Source organism: Rhizobium sp. JAB6, from assembly GCF_003024605.1.
GTDB lineage: Bacteria > Pseudomonadota > Alphaproteobacteria > Rhizobiales > Rhizobiaceae > Rhizobium.
Map to the genome: position 1 here is coordinate 33447 of NZ_PYJQ01000011.1, position 19672 is coordinate 53118.

Sequence of the window (19672 nt, forward strand, 5' to 3'; positions counted from 1 at the left end):
TCGGCGAGAGGGGAGCGCCAATTGCGAGTGGCGCTCCTTGATGCCAGCTAAATGCGCATTTTGATTTTGCACCTGGCGTTGTTGCAAAACCGCAGTCGACGTCGCGCGGCTTGCCCTAGCGCAGCACGGGTTCGCCGTGGAAGCGGCGACGCGACGGCTTCGAAACGCCGAAGCCCACCTCCATCATCAGCCGCGGCTTCTGCGTCGGCACGGTGCCCATATGGAAGCCGAAGGGATCTTCAACGAAACCAGAGCCGGCCTTGCCGGTCAGCGTCAGCGCATTCGCTTCGCCATAATAGTCGAGCACCTCGTTCGCCGGATGCCCGACAAGCAAGGTCAGCTGATGCCGGACCCGACGACGGCGATGGCTTCCCTTGACGAAAACGTGCGGGCCTGTGCCCTCGTCCACATCGACGAGATTGAAGAAGAATTTCAGCATCCGCCAATCATCGAGATCGAAGTGGTATTTGTCGAGCGAAGCAAGGCTTCTATCGGCCTCGGAGGCCTGGGTCGGAAAGCTCCACCAGATACGGGTGGTGATCACTTTGGCCTGGCCGCCGAGATACTGGCGGGCGACATCAATCAGCAGCGGATCACGCTGAACCGCCATGACGGCTTCGCAATCGAGCGAGCGCTCGAAGAAGTGCCCGCTCAGAAGTGGCCGCCCGAATCGAGCTTCCGCTTCCTTATGTTCGCTTGCGACAAATTCGAGCTTTCTGTTGAAATTGCCGAAGCAGGCAGTGTTGGCGGCGAATTCGGCGATTTCCCGATGAATATGATCCGGCAGCATCAGGTTCGGATAGATACCGTCACTGCGGAGAGCATTGACGACAGCGCTGCGCTCGACACCGGAAAACATCGAGGGGCCGGAAACGGGAAGCCTGACGGGCTGCTTGGTGGCAAGCCAATGGATGCGCCGAAACGGCAGGGTCCTGGCCAACAGGAACATAGGCAGCCAGGCTGGATTCTCTTTGAGATCAGTCAGGTAAGTCGGTATCCTGACAGCCATTCGCTTGAACCGGCTGCCTTGTCGGGCGATAGACTCCAAGTCTTCAGCAGGGGGATTGTGCATCGCGGTCCTTTCCACGCCTTCAAAAGATCCCGCCCACAGGCCCCCAAACCCGCTAACGATAATTCATTTGAGACCTAAACATTTTATTCGCTCTCGCGAATGTCTTTGCAACGCGGCAAATAGAAGTCGGCCAACCTTGGTCAAGGGTGTGAAAATCGAAACGTGATTGAGTCCGTAGAAATTCCTAGAGAAACACGTACTGCTATTGAAAACGCTTAAGAAATCGCCCGGGAAGGTTGTTTTTGAAGGACCGGATCAAATCCGGCATAGCGGATTGCAAGAACGGCGTATTGTGTTTGCCGTTGCTTAGGATAATGGCGCTAGAAATTTGATAGGAGCAAATGGAACAGTAAAGTTGCGGATGGATAGCGGTCTGCACCTACCGCAATATTTTCTGTCTTCTAACAGTCATATTCCTGTTCGCATTATTGGCTAAATGAGCGAGAAAACGTCAAAGAAGGCCCCCTAGATGACAGAAACGAAGAGCTTTGAGCCGGCGGAAGGCATCGTTGATTTCGACGCGGGCGAGGGCGAAAGCCCGACTGTGGTGGAGATGGACGATTATACCAAGAGCCTTGCCCAGGCGAAGGCCAAGTCCGTCAAGCTGGTCGACGCCATCACCGGTCAGGTGCTCAAGAAAAAAGATGCCGTGCATGTCGATGACCTCCGCCCCTCGCTGGCGGATTTCATGCGGCTGAAGCATCCGGAGCTTCGCGCCGACGATTATATCAGTCGCAAGGTCATGGACGACTATCGCGCCCAATATATCGCCGAGCTGCTGACAGTGGAGCGCGGCGAGCTTTCCAACCTCGAGGACGAGGTCGTCGAAAGCTTGAAGACGCATGATACGCTGGCCGAGAACATCGAAGAGGATTACGAGGACCACCGTTCGATTGGCGACCGCATGGCAGATGGCGTCGCGTCCTTCGGCGGCAGCTGGACGTTCATTATCTCTTTCTGTCTGTTTCTCGCCGTCTGGATGGCCATTAACCTCATCATGGGCGATAAAGCGGCATTCGACGCCTATCCGTTCATCCTGCTGAACCTGGTCCTCTCGACCATTGCAGCCCTGCAGGCGCCGATCATCATGATGAGCCAGCGCCGCCAGGAAGAGAAGGATCGTCTGCGCGCTCTCAACGACTACAAGGTCAACCTGAAGGCCGAACTGGAAATCCGCCACCTGCATGAAAAGGTCGACCACCTCCTCAACCGCCAATGGGAGCGCCTGACCGAGATCCAGCAGATCCAGATCGAGATGATGCTGGAACAGGCCAAAGCCGCCACAAGGGCGATCAAGGCCAACAAGGCGGCGAAGGCGAAGACCAGCGCGCTGAAGAGCCTCTTCACCAAAGGCAAGGACCCCGATCCGGACGATTCCGTCAACTGACCGTGGACAAGCGGGTGGCTGTTGCCCGGCGCCCCGCATAGATGGCTCTTGCTCGCTTGCACCCTTCGCGCCGCCCCGTGGCTGCGGTCACGAGCGCTCCCCTTGCCTGTCCGCTGCTGCTTCACTCGGTTGATCTGCCTGAGGCCGGTTTGTAAATAGGACTGGCACGCACAGGAGATAAGACGAAACGCTGAGCACCCAGACCGACCCGGTAAAGACATGCCTTGGGGCGAAATAGATCTCACTGATCGCCAATGGCGTGATCGTTGAGGCCATGCTCGTCAGGCTGGTCAGCACGCCCTGCAAGCGCCCCGTGTTTGCCGTAACCCATTTGGTTGCCTCACCTACCAACCCACCTTAGGGAGCGGCCGCGTGACTTTGGCCACTTCAATCGGCGGGGCGACATCGGCGACGCAGGCGACAAGGAGTTCATAGACAGCCTCGCGCAGTGCAATCGCCGCCTCGGAGACTTTAGCGCCGTCTTGTTGATGTTGCGCCACCGCGCACTGATCATTGCCAACGGCTGTTCACTCCCAGGTATGTTGGCCGTTAGCCACTGCAAAAATGCCTGAGCGTCAGGAAGCCGCTCCTCCATTGATCGAATTATTGGCGGGTGGGTTATACACGGCCTGAGAGTCAGAGGTTGGTCTCGGGATATTCGAATTTGGTAGTTACACTGCCATCCTTATTAACTAGCAAGGTAAAGGCTTGCCAGTCGCCGCCCGTGTGCGCCTTCATCTTCATGTGGAGTTGCTTAACAAGCTGCATTACCGGCGCGCGTAGGTTTCGATTCAGCCCGGCGGAAACTAAATTTCCTGCTTCAACGTATTCAAACCTTTGATTTACGCTAGAACTGCCATCTCCGAACCGCTGATAGTCAAATCGGCATTTTGCGGTTTCGATATTCGAAGGGCAACTACCGATTACAATACGATACAGCTGGTCAATTATCAGTCTTTGTTCTTCGATAGGGTTCACTGACCACCTCCAGGTTTGTTCTCAAATTGCCGAACTTGTGTCACACCGTTGATTTTGTACTCGACTTCCAGAGTATCCGGGCGGGCGTTGTTCGGATCTGATCTGCCAAATGTCACGGTCACCGTGCCCACGTCATCACCATTTTTGAGCGCACCACTGATCTCATTTTCCCAGCTCTTATAAGCGCCGTTGTTAAAATTCGAGTTTTGCGGAAACAGGTTAAACCTATCGCATGTGCCTCCGTAGCGGCAAGCCTGAATATGGCCTCCAACATCCCCCGCGATACCCTCTTTGCCAACTGCCGTTTGCCGGCTGTCGCGCACACCAGGGCTATCGACCGGCTGGAAAGTAATTTCCTCAACGTAGCCACCCGAGTTGGTTTTGAATTTCGTACCGTTGCTCAGCTCCACGGTTGTATTTGCCGGCGGATCATTCAAGAGATCGTATTCCGGGGTCCCTCGAGTCGCGCGGGACACATCGACTCGCTGCGTGGTACCAGCGGGGCCACCAATGACTTCCTCAAATGGTACTTCACTTGCACCAGGCCCGGTTGTGGAGCCTTTTCCTGACGGTCCATTCTGGCCGAGCGTTACGACGCCGTAAAGGATTTCGCTGCGAAGTGCGGCGGATAATCCGCTCTTTGACGCCGTGAGCAGTGCCTTTGCTTCGTCACTCTTGAAATTTGCAGCGATACGATCCGCATCGGCGATTTGACCCAGATCGCTGTCGTCAGCATAGTCATAAGCTTGCAAAAGCGCCCATTGCCTTTGTAGGCTTCCAATCGGCGTAGCATATTCGCCATCGCCCGTCAGAGCGGCATCCACATATTGTGCCGCTGCAATGCGCAAATCGGTTCTGGCTTTGACACATTCGCTCGATGAGTTTCCGGCACAACTCTTCAGTTGGTCGTCACGCGACTGAGAGAGATCGAGAAGCTCATCATGGCGCTTGCAATCCTTAGCGCTGCCGCCCCGGCAGGCCAATTCGGCGAGTTCGAGCTCCTTAGCCTCCTTATGCGTCAGATAGTTATAGTTGACATTATCGAGCGCAGCGGCAGCGCCCGTACCTCCGCCGGCAGCAGCGCCGACAGCTGCCGCTACCCATTGGGTAATGGCGCTCTTCTGCGTGTCCGTGAGGTTAGGATTGGTCTGCAGGACCTGTTGAAGTACGCCATTGGCGATTTCACTCAGCGCACCACCGAGAGCACCGGAACCAACGTTGGTGCCAGCGACTTGTGACACGATGGCGCCGACTGCAGCGTGTAGAGCAACCTTTTCGGCAGATCCTTCAATAAAACCGAGCCGATCTGAAAGCTCGCCGACACCCATGTTAAGAAGCGTCGACAATGCCGCAGCGCTTTGCTGCTGGGCCTTGAGCTTGTCGATGTCGAACGGGTCGACGGTCTTATTGGCCTTGGAGGCATCGGTGTTAAGGCCGGAAAGATCCTGGCTCTGGCCCGTCAGATTCCAGTTGCCCGGCGTGATCGTCGCCAACGTCGCGCCGCTGTCGCTCTGCTTGGCCGGTTGACCGACGACCGGGACGGGAATACCGCCGCCGATCAAGCTGAAACCGTAACTGCTCGAGGATGCCGACATCGAATTGCCGATGTCGGAATAAAGGATCTGATTGGCGTTCAGATTATTGTTGGCGGCAGCGGCGGTCGAACCGATAAAGCCGCCCCTCAGATCTATGGTACCATCGGTATTGACGTGATAGCCGCCGGAACCAGCGAAGATGCCGCTTTGCTGGGATACGTTGGCATAGTCGCCGGTGATGGTGCCCTGATTATAGCCGCCGCTGATGCCGCCGGAACTAATGCCGAGCTGGGCACTCTTGGACTTCTCATCGTAGGATGCCGTGTCCTGGCGACTTTCGATCACGATCCCGTTGGCGGCGATGGCGTTGACCGTCTTGCCGGAGAGCACGCCACCGGCCAGCGTCAGCGTGTCGTCAGAGACGACTGTGACCGTATTAGTGCCGCTGACATTCGTATTGATCTGCGTGACCGAGCTTGCCACCTGCTTACCAGACCCGTAGGCGGCGTTCGCGGTCGGGCCGGCGTTGAAGATGTTGCCGTTGGCATCGATACTCGCGCCTATGCCGACGCTGACACTGCCCGACTTGCTGCTACTCTTGCTGTCGTTGGTCGCCTGGACGCTTTCGAGATCCACATTGCCTGCCGCGGAAATCAGCACGCTGCCGTTATCCGGATCACTGGAAAGAGCCGGTGCTTTGCCATCCTTGCCCATGCCGGCGCTGATCTGCACGCCGCGGCCGACGACATCACCGGATTGCGCAATGATGCTCACCGAGCTGCCGCGGATCTCGGGCGGAACCGGAATCGAGGTCGTGGACTGCTGCGAGCTTTCGCTGAAGCTGTAACCGGCGGTCAGAGAGATCCCGGCAACGGCGGGCTTGAGGCCAGTTTTTGGATCGGGCGCCGCATTAATGGCGTCCATAGTCGACGTGATCGCCTGATAGCCCTTGACGCCGGCCAGAACCGCCGGAGCTATCCCGTAGATGCCATTGTCCCCAGATAGCAGGCTGCCCGCCTGCATCGCCTGTTGTCCCGCCGAGATCAGCGACGACTGGACCGTCAGGCTGACACCGGCAAAGCTCTTCTTCTGCATCTCGGAGGCATTGGTCACGTCGTTGTTCGAGAGCATGTTGACGTTGTCGCCTGCGATCAAGCCGATCGAGCCGGCGGCCAGGATCTTTCCGGACTGATCGTTGATATTACGATTGGCGGCAATGGTGATGCTGCCATCGGAATCCAGCGTGGTGACGGCATTGATATTCGCGTCTTTCGAACGCTTCTCTTCCGATTTGGCGACGCCAATGCCGATCGACAGGCTGCCGTCACCGGAGGAGAAGTTGATGCCGAAGCCGGAGCGCTTGGTTTCGCTGGAGGACGACTGCTCCTCGGCACCGGGCGCGATATTGACGTCGCGTGCCGACGAGATCACCGTGCCGGCGCCGGAATGCGAGGACGAGCCGAAGATGTTGACGTCGCCTTGGGTGGACGTGATCGACGTCGTGCCACCAGACGAAAGCACCGAGCCTATATTATCGGTTGAGCTCTGGCTGCTCTTCGAGTCCTTCGATCCATAAATGGAGATGAAGCCACCGCCGGAGCCAACACCGATACCGGATTTCTTGACCTGTTTGTCGCTCTCGTGCTCTTCCTCGGCGCCCATGACCGTGACGGTCGAGCCCGAAAGGGCGAGATTACCGCCGGCGGCAACACTCGATCCGGAGATCACGCTTTCGCCACCGGCGTTGATGGTCACATTGCCGGAGGCCGAGATGGAGGAGCCGACAGTATCCTCGTCGTAGGTATGCGTGTGGGTCTTCGAGGAAGACAGGAAGCCGCTCTTTTTGCTGTCGGAGATAGTCTCGTCGGTATCTTTGCCGGAAGCGACGACTATGTTGCCGGCAGCGCTGATATTTGCGTCAGTTTTGTGCGAAGCGTCGCCGGCGACGACTTGCGACGCTGATATGGTAACGTCGCCGGACTTAGAGCCAATATTGATCCCCCCTTGGCCGGAAATAGAGGAACCGTTCGCCGTGGTCGTCGTCTCGCTACGCTTCGTCTTGCCGCTACTACTGGACGAAGACGCACTGTCGATTGCCTCGCCGACGGTGACATCTCCATTGGCGAATAGATTGGCGCTTCCGCTCTTGGAATTGATGTCGGAGCCGACGACGCTGATGTCTCCATTGTATGCCTGAACGACAACACTTCCGCTGTCAGAAGTGATCGACGAACCGTTGCTGGTGACGGCGGTCGCGGATGACTGGCCGCCCTTGTAGCCGGTAGCGGCACCGGCGATCGTCTTCGATTGGCTGGTCGTCTGGTCCTGCGAGGCGGTGATCGCGATATTGCCGTTCGTCGAGACGATGCCAAGATTGCCGCCGGCCATAAGCGACGAGCCACCGATCAGCACGCCCTGATTGCCTGATACCAGCATGGCGCCGCCGGCGATGAGCGACGAGCCCTGCTGGATCTGGCTGGTCGTGGTCGTGATCGTGCCGCCCTGCGATAGATTCAGGCGGTCCTTGGTGAGAACGGTATTTTCAACGCCAGCAGAGATGATGCTGACAGAACCGCTCGATGAGGCGATGGAAAGATCGCCACCGACCTTGGCGGAGCTGGCGATGATGTTGACGCCGTTGGTGCCGGCAATGCTCAGATTGCCGCCAGTCGTTACCGAGGTCCCGACGAGTGTCTGGACGCCGCCATTATCCTGCTTGACGGCGCCGATCGTGACGGTCTGGCCGGAAAGCTGCGCGCTGCCGCCTGCGGCCACCTTCGTCCCGCTCAGCGTCAGGCCGCCCGCGCCGGCATCCATTTTCAGGTTGCCGCCGGCCGTGATGCCGCCATTGGCGGCAACCACGGTCTGTCCGCCGATATTCATGGTTTGGGCGGCGAGCGTGATTCCGTTTTCGGCATTGAGATTCATATTGCCGCCGGCGAGGAAAGCCCCGCCATTCGCCTTGATGCTGCCCGCGTTGATGGTCATGCCGTCGGCCGCGGCAATCGAGCCGGAATTGTCGACGGAGCCGGCATCGATGCTGACCGTGTTGCCGGCGATGATCGCCGCGGACGTGGTTTTGGCGCGGTCTGCTGCCGAAAGATAGACGACCGGCACCAGCACCGGCGCGCCGTCGACGATCTCGGTCTGGTAGATGACCATCGATTGCGTCAGCGACGCGGCCTGCTGAGGCGTCAACGCCTGCCCCAGGCCGAGCCCGTTTGCTGCAGCATAGGCGACACCGTTATCGAGCAGTGTCTTCATCTGGTCGGTGGCGTTATCGCCTGGAACAAAGGATCCCGCGCCAAGACCATTGCCGACCAGTTGCCGCATCTGCTCGTCGATGAGCTGGTTGTCGAAGTAGGCATCGCCGAGGAAGGGAACCTTGGTTTCGGGCGTATAGCCGACCCGGTCAATGAAATAGGCCGAGCCATAGAACTTGGAGACATCAAGAAAGGCAGCGCGTGTCTCGAACAGGAAGACCTGGCCCGGAACCGTGCCGCCGACGCCACCCGACTGCGGCTTGGCAAGCGAGGCGAGCTGTGTGCCGTTCGTCTGCAGGATCTGGGTGAGATTGCCGCTATTGCCGATCGCGGCGGTAAGCTTGCCCATGAGGCTGTTCGGATTGACCGAAGCGCCGGCAGCCGTCAGGGTGTTGCCGCTGATTGCGGGGCCTGCCGCGGCAGTCATTCCAGTATTGCCTATCGAGGGACTAGCCGTCGTTGTCACGGCAGTGCTGCTGACCGCAACACCGGTAGCTGCCGTAACGCCGGTGCTGCCGATTGAAGCGCTGCTTGCGGCTGTCAGGCCGTTGCCGCTGACCGCAACACCATTGGCCACGGCCATATCGCCGCCGCTGACCGCAGGACCGGTCGCGACGGTTACGCGACGGTTGCTTACCGCGGCGTCGCTATTTGCCGTCAAAGTGCCGTTGTTGATCGAGGTGCCGCCGCTGGCTCGCAGATTACCGCTGCTGATCGCCGGTCCCGAACCGATCGTCGGGCCGCTCCCAGTAAGCGCCGGACCGCTGCCCGCATTGGCGCCGCCATTGGCTGCGACGTTTGAAAGTGCCGCACTGACGTTGAACAATGCCCCGCCGGCAGTCATGCTGTTGAGGGCGCCGAGCGGATTGTTCGCAGTCGCCGGAGCGTCGATCGCAACCTGGCCTGCGATGGAGCCGTTGGAGGCGACATTGTTGACGGCCCCGCCGCCGTTGATGGCAAGGGCGCCGCGCGCCTGGATGACACCTGAAAGGGCGCCGATCACCTGCACGTTGACCGTTGTACCTGGGTTCAGATCGCGTGAGGGATCGCGCGTGCCGTTGGGATTCCGTGAATAGGTGAGCGTCGGGTCATTGCTGCCAATGCAGGGACGGTTGGGACCGCTGCAATCCAGGCCGCCTTGCGTGGTGTCGGAGGAGACAACATCCGGGTAGTATTGGCATGGGGCGCTGCTGTCGCAGATCGTTTGCGTCGTGCGGTTGAGCGTCGCGCCGTCGTTGGTGAGGGTACCGGCGACGGTGAGAAGCATGTTGCCGTCGGACTTGATTGAGCTGTAGCCATTCCAGAGATTGGTCGCATTCATGGTCAGGTCCCTGCCTGCCCGGATCTGCGCAGAGGCGCCGGCACCGCTGATCAACTGATCCTGCGAGACGATCTGGCTGACCAGGTGATTGACGGTTTGCGTCCAGGCGTAGGTCTCTTCATGGTCGCCTGAACCGGTTCCGCAACGCGTTTCGCAGCCATAGGTCCTGGTGATCACGTCATAGGCGCTGAGGATGTCGTCGGAGACCTGCAAGTTGCGTTGAATTGCCGGTCCGGAGGTCGTGGTATTGGTCAACCCGTTGGTCAGAATCGACATGGAGCCGCCGGACTGAATGAGACCGGCCGAATTGACGACGGCGCCGTTACGCTGACCACCGCCAGGCCCTGCTATGGTAAGACCGTTGCCGGACAGGATAGCGCCCTGGTCGTTGGTGAGCGTGCCGCCGACAAAGAGGTTGGCATTGTTGCCGGCAAAGACGAGACCGGACGGGCTGTTGTAGAAATCGCCTGATACGTTGAAGGTCAGATTGTTGCCGGCCGCCAGCTGCCCGGTATTGCCGAGCGACGGCAGGTTCAGCGTCAGGTCATGCGCGGCGAGCAGCGAAGTACCGGCGGTGGTGGCAAGGCCTGCAGCGGAGATGGTGATGTCGCCAGAACCGCCAGCATTGGTAACGGTGCTGACTTGCGCATTGGAAAGATCGGCACCACCGGAGACATTGAGGCTCAGGCCGCCAAAGATGAGATTGCTGCCCGAAAGATTGGCGGATGAAGCGTTGACGATCAGCGTGCCGCCGCTGGCAATCCGGCTCCCCCTGCTGCCCGAGAGATCCAGTGCGCCTGTATTGAGCGTCAGATTGCCGCCAACGCGGGTGGTGCTGGTGTAGGAAATGGCGCCAGGGCTTGCGAGCGCTGCGCTCCCCAGGCTCTGCAGGCTGTTGTAGCCGATATTTTGCGTCGCCGTGGCCGAGAGATTGCCGCCCGAGAGCAACGAGTTCGCGCTGATGCTGCCGTTCGAGGCGGCAAGCGTCATCGTGCCGGCGCGACGCAGCATCAGGCTGCGGTTGCCTGAAGCGTTGGTGGCGGCAAAATCGACGCCGGAGACCAGCGTATCGATCGAGATCGACCGACCGTTGAGATTGATATTGCCGGTCCCCAGCGATTGGCCGGTGAGCGTGATGGCGTTGCCCGCGGCCAGGGCCAGGTCGCCATGGGCGACGGCGTTGGCACTGATATTGTTCGCAGCGTTGGCCGTAATCGTCCCGGCAGCAAGCAGACTGTTGAAAGAGATGTCGCCTGTCGTGGCTGCGAGCGTGAGATTGCCGCCCTGGCCCAGAATGACATTGCCGGTACCCGATTGGTCCATCGCCGCAAAATCGACGCCGGCCGCGATGACATTGCCGCTGACGGCTGATCCGGTCATCGAGACGTTGCCGGCGCCCAGGAGTTGGCCGTTGATCCTGACTGCACCGGGACTGGTGGAAGAGCCGATCGCGACCGCACCGTGGCCAGTGGTGTTGCCGCCCGTAAAGGCGCTCGCCGCCACATTAAGGTTGCCTGCGACGATCAGCGTGCTGGCTGACGCACTTCCGGCGTTAATGGTCAGATCGCCGCTTTGTCCAAGAGCGATGGCGCCGTTTGACGATCGCGCAGTGGTCGCGAAATCGACGCCGGTAACTGCCTGGCCGAGTTGGACGGTCGAACCGGAGAGCAAGACATCGCCGGCACTAAGGAGCTGGCCAGCGACATTGACGCTGTTGCTGCCCGCGAGGGTGACGTCGCCATGTCCGGTCACAGCATAGGCTGCAATCGCAGACCCGCTGGCATTGATAGCGCCGGCAGACAGCATGCTCTGGGCGATAATGCCCGCAGACGTGGTCAGGTTCATATTGCCGGCAGTTCCGAGCACTATACCGCCGCCACGAGCATTGGTGGCAGCAAGATCAACACCTGAAATCAAGACGGGCGCACTGATGCTACCGCCGCTTATTGTGAGATTGCCCGCGGAAATCACCTGATTGGTGGCTGCGAGATTGCCGAAAATATCGACTTTGCCATGACTGGTGATGCTGGCCGCCGTCAGATTTGTGGCTCTTGCCGCGAGATCACCGGCAGAAAGGATCGTTCCAGCCGTGATATTGCCGGAGGCCATCAGATTCATGGCTCCCGACGACGCCAGTACGATGTTGCCGCCGGCGGCATTGGTGGCGGCAAAGTCGATGCCCGAGATCAGGGTTGGCACGCTGATGCTGCCACCGCTGATGGTGAGGTCGCCGGCGGCAAGAATCTGGCTGCTCACATCGACATTGCCGGTGATGCCGACATTGCCGTGGCTTGTTACGCTACCCCCCTGGAGATTGGCCGTCTTTGCCGTGACATCACCTGCCGACAGGATGGTTCCTGCCGTGGCATTGCCGGAGACGGTGAGGTCCGTCTTACCGGCCCCTCCAAGCACGATGTTTCCGCCGTTGGCTGCGGTCGCCGCAAAATCCACGCCGGAGACCAGAAGCCCGGCGTAGAGGCTGGCGCCATCGATCGAGAGATTGCCGGCCGATAGGACCTGACCACTGACGTCGACGCGACCGTTGGCCATCAGATCGGTCGTGCCATGGCTTGTGATGCTGCTTGCGCTCAGATCGCTCGCCTGCGCGGTCAAATTGCCTGCCGACAACAGCGTGCCGATCGTGAGATTACCGCTCGAAGCCAGGGCCATATCGCCACTTGATGTCTGGACGATATTGCCGTTGGCGGCGGCGGTGCCAGTAAAATCGACACCGGAGACGATCGCGCCTGCAGAGATGCTCGGACCTGAGATGCTGATGTTTCCGCCACCAAGGACTTGGCCATGGACGGTGGTTGCACCGGCAAGTGCGATATCCTCGTGGCCGGTGACGGTATCGGCCGTCACGGTCGCGGCATTGATGTTGATGACGCCGCCGGCCTGAATTGTCGATGCAGACAATCCGCCATTGAGCCGGGCGGTAAGATCTCCGGCGCGATTGCCTGCAATCGTCGCGGCTCGACCAAGGATGATATTGCCGCCTGCCCTGTTGGTCGCGTCGAAGTCGATACCGGCGACGACAGATTGGGCAGACAGGCTCTGGCCAGTGATCAGGATGTTGCCGGCGCCGAGGATCTGGCCAGTAATGCTGGTGACACCATTAAGCGTGATATCGCCATGCGCTGTGACCGCATCCGCATTCACGGTCGCACCGCTGGCCAAAAAACTACCGGCCGACAGCAATGTACCGGTATTGACCGCACCGGTCGAAGCGAGCGTCAGGCTGCCGCTTGTCGTCTGGACGATATTCCCATTGGCGACTGCCGTTGCGGCGAAATCGACGCCCGACACGATAGCGCCGGTCTTGATGCTCGAGCCGGAGATGCCGACGTTACCGCCGCCAAGGACCTGATTGGTTATTGCGACGCCACCCACCGCTGCTCCGGAAAGGGTGATATCCTTGTGAGCGGTGATGGCGTTGGCCGTAACAGTAGCGCCACTCGCGTTGACAGCACCAGCGGCCTGCACTGTCGAAGCCGCAATGCCACCATTGACCGATACCTGCAGGTCGCCCGCCTGGCCAAGGAGGATATTGCCCCCTGCCCTGTTTGTCGCATCGAAGTCGATGCCAGCAACCACGGTTTGGGCTGACAGGCTCTGGCCGGTGATCAGGATATTGCCGGCGCTAAGAATCTGGCCGCTTATTGTGGTTGCGCCATTGAGCGTCACAGCACCATGCGCTGTTGCGCTATCAGCATCGACGGTCGAGCCAGAGGCGCTGAGCTTGCCGGCCGACAGCAGCGCTCCAGCGTTAAGGTTGCCCGACGATGTCAAGGAAATGTCGCCACTTGAGGTCTGGACGACGTTTCCGCCGTTGGCGGAAGTGGCGGCGAAGTCGACACCCGAGACGATGGTCCCAACCTGGATGCTGGTGCCGGAGATGCCAATATTGCCAACGCCAAGTATCTGATTAGTGACAGCGACGCCCCCCACCGCCGTTCCAGAAACAGTAACATCCTTGTGGCCGGTAATCGAGGTTGCAGCGACGGACGCGCCGCCGATGTCGATCGCACCCGCAGCCTGTATGGTCGGCGCCGCAACAGCGCCATTGACGTTCACGGTCAGATCGCCGGTCTGACCAAGGACGATATTGCCACCGACAGCATTGGTGGCGCTGAAGTCGATGCCAGCGACAAGAGTTTGTGCCGACAGGCTCTGGCCGGTAATCGATATGTTGCCAGATCCAAGGATCTGGTTTGTAACGCTGATCGCGCCATCGAGTGTCACGGCGCCGTGCGCGGTCGCGCCATCGGCTGCGATAGTCGAGCCGGAGGCGTTCAAATTGCCAGCTGAGAGCAGAGTGCCGGCGTTGACGGTGCCCGTCGAGGCAAGCGTCAGGTCACCACTGCCGGCGAGCACGATATTGCCATTTGCGGCAGCCGTCCTGGCAAAGTCGACACCGGAAACGACAGTACCAGCCTTGATGCTCGGTCCTGAGATACTGACGTTAGCGCCGCCGAGGACTTGGCTTGTAACGGTGGTCGGGCCGGACAGGGTAATGTTGCCATGGCCGGTGACAGCATTTGCATTGATCGTCGCGCCACTTACATTGATGCTGCCGGCGGATTGCATCGTCGGCGCCGTCACGGCGCCGCTTGCCGATACCGCCAGGTCTCCGGTCTGACCCAGGACAATGTTGCCGCCTGCCCTGTTGGTCGCATCGAAGTCGATGCCCGCAACGACGGTTTGGGCGGAAAGGCTTTGACCGGTAATCGATACGTTGCCCGACCCGAGGATCTGGTTTGTGACACTGATCGCGCCACCGAGCGTCACGGCGCCATGGGCCGTGATCCCGTCAGCCGTAACGGTCGAGCCGGAGGCATTCAAATTGCCTGCCGAAAGCAGCATACCAATGCTGACATTACCGGATGACGCCACGGTAATGTTGCCGCTTGCCGTTTGGATAATATGTCCGTCGGCGGCAGCCGTCCTTGTGAAATCGATGCCGGAGACGATGCCGCTGGCCTTGATGGCAGAACCCGAGAGATTAACGTTGCCTCCGCCAAGCACTTGGCCGGTCACATCCACGGGACCGCTTACGGCCGAAACGGTGATGTCCTTGTGACCGGTCATCGCATCGCTGGTGACCGATGCGGCGCGCATATCAATGATGCCAGCCGCCTGTATTGTCGGCACCGCTACGGCACCACTGGCTGCGACCTTCAGGTCACCGGTTTGACCAAGAACGATATTGCCGCCGGCGGCATTGGTGGCGGTAAAGTCGATGCCAGCGACCAGAGTCTGTGCCGACAAGCTCTGACCGCTAATTAGCACATTGCCCGAGCTCAGGATCTGGCTGTTGACATTGATCGCTCCCGCCAGCCTCATGTCGCCGTGTGCTGTCACAGCATTGGCGTTGATGGCGGTTCCTGCGGCGTCGAGGCGGCCGGCCGAAAGTAACGTGTTCGCATTGATATTGCCGGTCGAAGCAAGCGTCAGATCGCCGCTTGACGTTTGAACGATCTGTCCGTTGGCTGCGGACGTAGCGGCAAAGTCGACGCCAGAGATAATCGCGCCGGCCTTGATGCTGGAACCAGAGATGCTGACGTTGCTTCCACCCAGCACTTGGTTCGTTACAGCGGTGGCGCCAGATAGCGTGATGTCCTTGTGGCCCGTGATCCCGTCGGCGAAAATGGACGCGCCGCGGACATCGATCACACCCGCGGCCTGCATGGTCGGCGCCGCCAAGCTACCGCCGACCGAAATCGCGAGATTGCCAGACTGGCCAAGGACAATATTGCCCCCTGCCCTGTTGGTCGCATCGAAGTCGATGCCAGCCACGACGGTTTGGGCGGAAAGGCTTTGACCGGTAATCAATAGGTTGCCCGACCCGAGGATCTGGTTTGTGACACTGATCGCGCCGCCGAGCGTCACGTCGCCATGCGCCGTGATGCCGTCAGCGGTGACCGTTGAACCGGAGGCGTTCAGATTGCCAGCTGAGAGCAGTGTGCCAGCACTGATGGCGCCCGCCGACGTCAATGAAATATCGCCGCTCGCCGTTTGGATGATATGTCCATTGGCGGCAGCCGTCCTTGTGAAATCGATGCCGGAGACAATGCCGCTGGCCTTGATGGCAGAACCCGCGAGACTGACGTTGCCGCCACCCAACACCTGGTTGGTCACGTTAACGGGACCGCTCACAGCCGAAACGGTGATGTCCTTATGGCCGGTAATCGCGTCGCTGGTGACCGTTGCGGCGTGAATATCGATGGTGCCAGCAGCTTGAACCGTCGGCACTGTCACAGCGCCGCTGGTTGCGACCTTCAGATCACCGGTTTGACCGAGAACGATATTGCCGCCAGCCGCATCGGTGGCATTGAAGTCCAGGCCGGCAACGAGAGTCTGGGCGGACAGACTCGGGCCGTTGATCGATACGTTACCGGCGCCTAGGATCTGGCCACTGACGCTGATCACGCCGCCGAGGGTCATGTCGTGATGGGCAGAGATATTGCCGACCGTAATTGTCGCGCCGTTCGCAATGAGATCGCTCGCCGACAGTAATGTTCCGCCGTCGATTGCGCCGCTTGAGTCAAGAGTCAGATCGCCGTTTGCTGTCTGAACGATATGCCCATTGGCGGCCGCCGTGGCGGCGAAGTCGATGCCAGAAATAATCGCGCCGGCCTTGATGCTTGGGCCGGAGATGCCGACGCTACCGCCGCCGAGCACCTGGTTCGTTACGGTGGTGGCGCCGGAAAGCGCGATGTCGTTATGGCCGGTGATGGCGTCGGCCGCGAGCGTGGCGCCACTTGCCTTGATGACGCCAGCGGCCTGTATGGTTGGCACCGCCACGGTACCGTTGACCGACACGGTCAAATCGCCGGTCTGGCCGAGTGCGATATTGCCACCGGCAGCATTAGTGCCGCTGAAATCGATGCCAGCGACGACGGTCTGCGCCGACAAGCTTTGGCCGCTGATCAGCACATTGCCGGACCCAAGAATCTGCTGCGCTATGTTGATTGCGCCACCGAGCGTCATATCACCATGGGCGGTCACGCTGTTCGCCGTGAGGCTCGAAGCGGTCGCACTGAGCCCGCCAGCCGACAGCAGCGAGCCGACGTTGAGCGAGTTTGCCGCCGAAAGCGTCAGGTCGCCACCGCTGGCGAGTACGATGTTGCCATTGGCGGCAGCCGTCCTAGCAAAGTCGACGCCGGAAACGACACTACCGGCCTTGATGCTTGGCCCGGAAACACTGACGTTGCCTCTCCCGAGGATCTGATTGTTGACGGTGGTGGCGCCGGCTAGGGTGATGTTCTCGCGGCCGGTGATCGAATCTGCTGTGACGGACGCGCCGCTCACATCAATTGCGCCCGCGGCTTGGATCGTGGGCGCCGTGACGGCGTCATTGACTGATACCCCTAGATCGCCACTAGGGCCTAAGGTGATTTTACCGCCGGCTGCGTCAGTGGCGTTGAAGTCCAGGCCGGCGACAATGGTCTGCGCTGAGAGGTTCGGGCCGGCGATCGATACGTTACCGGCACCCAGGATTTGGCCACTGACACTAATCACGCCGCCAAGCGTCATGTCGTGATGTGCGGAAATATTACTTGACGTAATCGATGCGCCGTTTGCGATGAGATCGCCTGCGGACAACAGCGTTCCGGCGCTGATCGCGCCTGCGCTCGTCAATGTCAGATTGCCAGTTCCCGTGACCGTCGGGCCAAGGGTGATGCGCCCGCCTGCCGCATTGGTGGCGCTAATATCGACGCCTGAGACAAAGGCGTCGGCTGCAATGCTCAAGCCGGTGATGCCGACACTGCCGCCGCCAAGGACCTGACCGGTAATCTTGACACTGCCGCTTCCAGTCATCGCACCGGTGACGCCGGTCAGCATGATGTTCTTGCCGCCGGTGATCGCATCGACGGCGATGGTCTGACCGGTGGCATTGATCGCCCCGGCTGAAAGCATGGTTCCTGCCTGGACGGCGCCGGCGCTGTCGTTGATCGTCAGATCGCCGTTACCCGCCAGCACGATATTGCCGCCGGCGGCCTTGGTGGCGGTAAAGTCGACGCCGGAGGCAAGAAGGCCGACGCCAACGCCACCGGTGTTGCTGTTGATCGTGACATTGCCGGCGCTGAGCAATTGGTTGGCGACATTGACGCCACCGCCGATGCTGCTTGCGGTGATCGCAACATTGCCGTGGCTGACGAGGTTGTTTGCCTGCAGCTGGGTGGCCTGAGCAGTCAAATCACCCGCCGAAAGCAACTTGTCGGCAACGATATTGCCTGCCGCTGCGGTCAGCGCAAGCGTGCCTGACGAACCGAGAACGATGCTGCCGCCAGCCGCATTAGTAGCGGCAAAGTCAACGCCCGCGGCGATCGCACCGGCCTGAAGGGCAGAAGCCGAGATCAGCATATTGTTAGCAGCCAGGACCTGTCCGCTGACGTCAACACGGCCGCCCGCGGTATTGACTGCAAGCGCGCCATGGGAGGTGATGCTGCTTGCCGCAAGCGATGCTGCCGTGATTGTTAGACCGTTGGCCGATTGGATATTACCGGCAGTGACATTACCTGTCCCGCTCGCCTTGAGGCTTCCAGCCGACAGAAGATCGCCCGTCGCGATACTGCCGCCGGTCGCCGTCATGCTGAGATCCCCGGCTGCGCCGAGTACTACATTGCTAGTCGGATTGGCGCTGGTCGCTGCGATGTTGATGCCGGAGATAACCTTGCCGGTTGAGATCGACCGGCCGGTGGTCGTGATATTGCCCTGCGCCTGTACATTGCCTGCGATGGTTGCACCGAGATTGGCGTTCAGTGTGATATTCCGGCCGCTCTGCAGCGAGGCGGCCGAGATCGAGCCGGCCGTGGCGGCCAGATTGAGGTCACCTGTGCTATTGACGGCCCCTGAAATCGCTATGTCGCCTGAGGTGGCGACAAGCGTCGCCGCACCGGCGCCAGCGGTGACGCTTCCGGCAGCAATCCCGCCGCCTGAACTCATCTGCACGCTTGTGCCGCTGTTGATGTCGCCGGAGACGCTGAGCAGACCGGTTCCGCTTGCAAGCACGATATCGCTATCCGCTGCGACCGATTGCAGAGTAATCCCCTGGTCGGCCCTGACCACCACCTTCTGCCTCGAGGTCACCTTGGCGGCTGTGACCTTCTGCTTCGAGTCGATGGTCACGCCATCGCGTGCGGACGCATTGCCGATCGAGATCTTGCCGTCGGCCGAGAGCGACAGTTCGCCGGCATTGGCGGCCATGTCGCCGCTCATCTTGACCCCAGCGCCCTTTTCGGTGACGACGACCTTGATACGGTCGGCCTGCATCGCACCGAGCGCTGCGCCGTCGATCGCATATTCTGGCGTGCCGGCAATCCCGGTCAGCGCCGTCGCCTCGCCGGTGGCATAGTTGTATTGGCTGGCACCACCAGTCAGGCGGACGGTCTTGCCATAGATCAGCGCGTTGACATGGATCTGGCGGGAAACCACGTCGAACAGATCGACAGCGCCAGGAGCAGCCGCGAAATTGCCGCCTGCCCCTTCGAAGGTGACATCGCCGCCATTGACGGTGAAGCCGGTCAGGCTGCCGTCGGCGCCGATATTCGGCACGCCTGTCGTCAGCGTCGCATGCGGCGTATTGATGAAGCCGCAGCCCGCGCAGGTGATCCCGTTCGGATTCGCGATGATGACGTCAGCTCGACCACCATAGACTTCGGTCGGGCCATTCAGAGCTGAGCGGTTGCCACTGGTAACCTCGTTGAGGATGACCGAGGCCGGGTTCGAGACATTGAGATTTGGATTGCCCGGTGTCACCCCGCCGAGGTTCGAGGTGCCTTGCTCGCCTTTGAAATTATTGAGGATCAGACCCTGGGTGCCGACATTGAAATTGTCGTACTTGTTATGCGAGAGGCCGGCGCCATTCGGTGTGACAATGTCGATGAGCGGCACACCGTTCGGGGCAGTACCGACGTGAGGCTGGTTGACCGCGGGTGCCGATACGGCAGCCGATACGGACTGCGCGTTGGCCAGCATGGGCTGGTAGATAAGCAAACCACTTAGCAAGATGGCAAGCGATTGCCGGGTAAGTCTACCCAGCTGATCAATCTTTTTCGACAATCCGCTTCTTTCGTCGCTCATCTTCTCGTCCACTTCCTGGCACGATGA

4 protein-coding genes are annotated in these 19672 nt (G+C 60.1%); 1 reads left to right on the top strand and 3 read right to left on the bottom strand.

Annotated elements, in window-relative coordinates; genetic code table 11:
• Positions 1–115 precede the first annotated feature (115 nt).
• The gene (locus tag C7U61_RS18630) at positions 116–1072 is read right to left on the bottom strand and encodes a phytanoyl-CoA dioxygenase family protein (protein ID WP_106999567.1); all 957 of its coding nucleotides are present in this window, start codon (positions 1070–1072) and stop codon (positions 116–118) included.
• A 469-nt stretch (positions 1073–1541) separates the two neighbouring features.
• On the opposite strand from C7U61_RS18630, the gene C7U61_RS18635 reads away from it, so the two are divergent.
• Positions 1542–2459 (top strand): DUF1003 domain-containing protein, encoded by a 918-nt coding sequence (locus C7U61_RS18635; RefSeq protein ID WP_106999568.1) that lies wholly within the window; start codon positions 1542–1544, stop codon positions 2457–2459.
• 636 nt (positions 2460–3095) lie between these two features.
• On the opposite strand, the gene C7U61_RS19410 is transcribed toward C7U61_RS18635, so the two are convergent.
• Positions 3096–3437: a hypothetical protein gene (locus C7U61_RS19410; RefSeq protein ID WP_146143966.1), complete on the bottom strand. Its 342-nt coding sequence runs from the start codon at positions 3435–3437 to the stop codon at positions 3096–3098.
• Complete coding sequence (locus tag C7U61_RS18640) at positions 3434–19645, bottom strand: hemagglutinin repeat-containing protein (protein ID WP_106999569.1); 16212 nt, start codon at positions 19643–19645, stop codon at positions 3434–3436. Before C7U61_RS18640 ends, C7U61_RS19410 begins: the two co-directional genes overlap by 4 nt.
• Positions 19646–19672: the final 27 nt, after the last annotated feature.